General features: G+C 45.2%; 6 protein-coding genes. 2 read left to right on the top strand and 4 right to left on the bottom strand.

Features of this window, described 5'->3' with window-relative positions; translation table 11 throughout:
- Positions 1-56 (bottom strand): helix-turn-helix domain-containing protein (locus O9332_RS28125; RefSeq protein ID WP_072024880.1); only part of this gene is annotated, 56 nt, incomplete at its 3' end.
- Positions 57-147: 91 nt separating this feature from the next.
- On the opposite strand from O9332_RS28125, the gene O9332_RS16420 reads away from it, so the two are divergent.
- Together O9332_RS16420 and O9332_RS16425 are read left to right on the top strand one after the other, a co-directional pair.
- Complete coding sequence (locus O9332_RS16420; protein ID WP_288026471.1) at positions 148-306, top strand: hypothetical protein; 159 nt, start codon at positions 148-150, stop codon at positions 304-306.
- Positions 307-308: 2 nt separating this feature from the next.
- The gene (locus tag O9332_RS16425) at positions 309-506 is read left to right on the top strand and encodes a hypothetical protein (protein WP_002758581.1); all 198 of its coding nucleotides are present in this window, start codon (positions 309-311) and stop codon (positions 504-506) included.
- A 209-nt stretch (positions 507-715) separates the two neighbouring features.
- Here O9332_RS16425 and O9332_RS16430 read toward each other — a convergent pair whose 3' ends face one another.
- The 3 genes from O9332_RS16430 to O9332_RS16440 all read right to left on the bottom strand — a co-directional run bounded on the left by O9332_RS16430 (position 716) and on the right by O9332_RS16440 (position 1642).
- Entirely contained in the window at positions 716-1006 is a 291-nt protein-coding gene (locus O9332_RS16430; protein WP_002758582.1) for a type II toxin-antitoxin system RelE/ParE family toxin, read from the bottom strand.
- A complete protein-coding gene (locus O9332_RS16435; RefSeq protein ID WP_002758583.1) occupies positions 1003-1233 on the bottom strand; it encodes an addiction module protein in 231 nt (76 codons plus the stop codon). The genes O9332_RS16430 and O9332_RS16435 overlap by 4 nt, the downstream gene beginning before the upstream one ends.
- Before the next feature lie 112 nt (positions 1234-1345).
- Positions 1346-1642: a hypothetical protein gene (locus O9332_RS16440; protein WP_155120380.1), complete on the bottom strand. Its 297-nt coding sequence runs from the start codon at positions 1640-1642 to the stop codon at positions 1346-1348.
- Between the last annotated feature and the right edge of the window lie 177 nt (positions 1643-1819).

Consider the following 1819-nt stretch of genomic DNA (forward strand, 5'->3'; position numbering starts at 1 on the left):
AATAGCGACTCTTGTTCGGGTGTGGGGTAAAATCGGAACGAGTAGGCTTTTTCCATGTCTCACATTTTAGCATATATTTCGTAAACGATGCTCATATTTAACAGTAAAGCCGTCGTAGAACGACGGGGTTTCAGACCCAAATTTTCGATGAAAGAACGCAATTTCAGCGTCCCCGGTCTAAGGTCCCAGGTAGAACAATCTGGTCGCGTGGTCGAGGAGTCCCTCGATTCTCTCAAACAATCCCCAGAATTAATCGCAAAGAAGCTGATCCAACGTACCAAGAAGGAACCAGAACAGATGACCTAACCTTGATCCTACAGGGTGCGATCGATCGAGAACGCCGTCGTCTGTTACATTGGTTTCTCATCTGTCAGATCACGGGTTTGTTATCTGGTGGGGTCATATCCTTTTCTCTTAAAGGTGAACCCCTATCGGGAGCGGGTTGGGGATTGGGCATCGGTAATCTCCATTTCGGGGTGTCTGTCGGTTTTCTATCGAGGAAATAGTCGTTACCCGATAATCACGCTTAAGGTTGCGACCACGCAGTTGCCGTGAGACTTCAGACGTTCGTTTTGTCGAACGTCTGAAGTCTCACCCTGTCAAATCATCTCCTTACCACCCGGCCCGCTTTCAACAAAATCGAGTATGTCTTCTGGATACTGAAAGTCTTCTGGGATGCTGGCCAACGGTGAAGTTAGGCAGATGGCAACTTCAATTACTTGCGATTTTTCCAGTATCCAGGCTCACGACTGCAATGCATGACTGCCAAAATCAGAATGTAGTCTTGCTCAATTGTGTAGAGAACACCGTAAGGAAACTTACGCGCCATACACCGCCGAACATCTTCATCAATTGCAGCGTAACGGGTTGGAGACTCCCTGATCCGATAAACTGTATCCTCGATCGCGTTTATGAACGCTTGAGCAACCTCAACTCTCTGCTCTGTGTAGTATTGAACTGCTTCAGCGTATTCATTCAGGGCTTCAGGATGAAATACGTACCTCATGGCTCAATCAGCCGTCTGACTTGGGCTAAAGCGTCTTCGCCTGGAATTGGTTGAATAGAACCATCTCGCACCTCATCTCTTCGGCGCTTGGCTTCAGTTACCCAAACTGCCTGAATTGCTGAGTCGGTATCGAATTCCAAGCTTTCCACCAACTTGTCTGCTAGGAATGCTCTTGATTCGCTAGGCAGCGACAATATTTCCTCAGTCAGTTGCTCAATTGATCGCATAGTCCCCATCCCTCGCAGAAGGCTCAATCCTGAATGAATTGTATCAAACTTTGACATGAGACGAATTTGAGGAAGCAATCGTCCACCTCAGATCCCACATTATACGGCTTGGTTAGTTGCTCGAAACATTTCGCACCTCTTCGACTAATTTATGCACCTCTACTCCTGAAAAGTGCCTTTGCCCACAACCATTCCACAAGTTCTCAAATTGCTCTCTAAAATGTTTATACCAGTGAGGATCTCGATCGGGTCGCAACTCAAAAGTAGGGGCAAACGAATCAGAGTGGTGTGGGTACATTTCAACGATTATTCGTCCATACGGCTCATCAGGGTCGATCACCACTATGCCAAAGGCTGGTTTGTATGGAAGTAACCCTAATTCGATTTTGTCAGAAGCATTGGCTAGCATCCCAACTCTCTCAAGGATAGGACGCAGCGTATCAATAGACCTCTTGCATAATTTTTTTATGGTATAATATAAGCTTTTGCTTTTTTCTCAATTCTTAGATTGAAGTGGAAAAAAGAATAAAATGTGATCTTAGGTCAGGAAATCATCTATAATTTTGCTATGTTTATTAGCAAAATT

The sequence above is a fragment of the Microcystis sp. LE19-10.1B genome (assembly GCF_027530565.1).
Lineage (GTDB): Bacteria > Cyanobacteriota > Cyanobacteriia > Cyanobacteriales > Microcystaceae > Microcystis > Microcystis aeruginosa.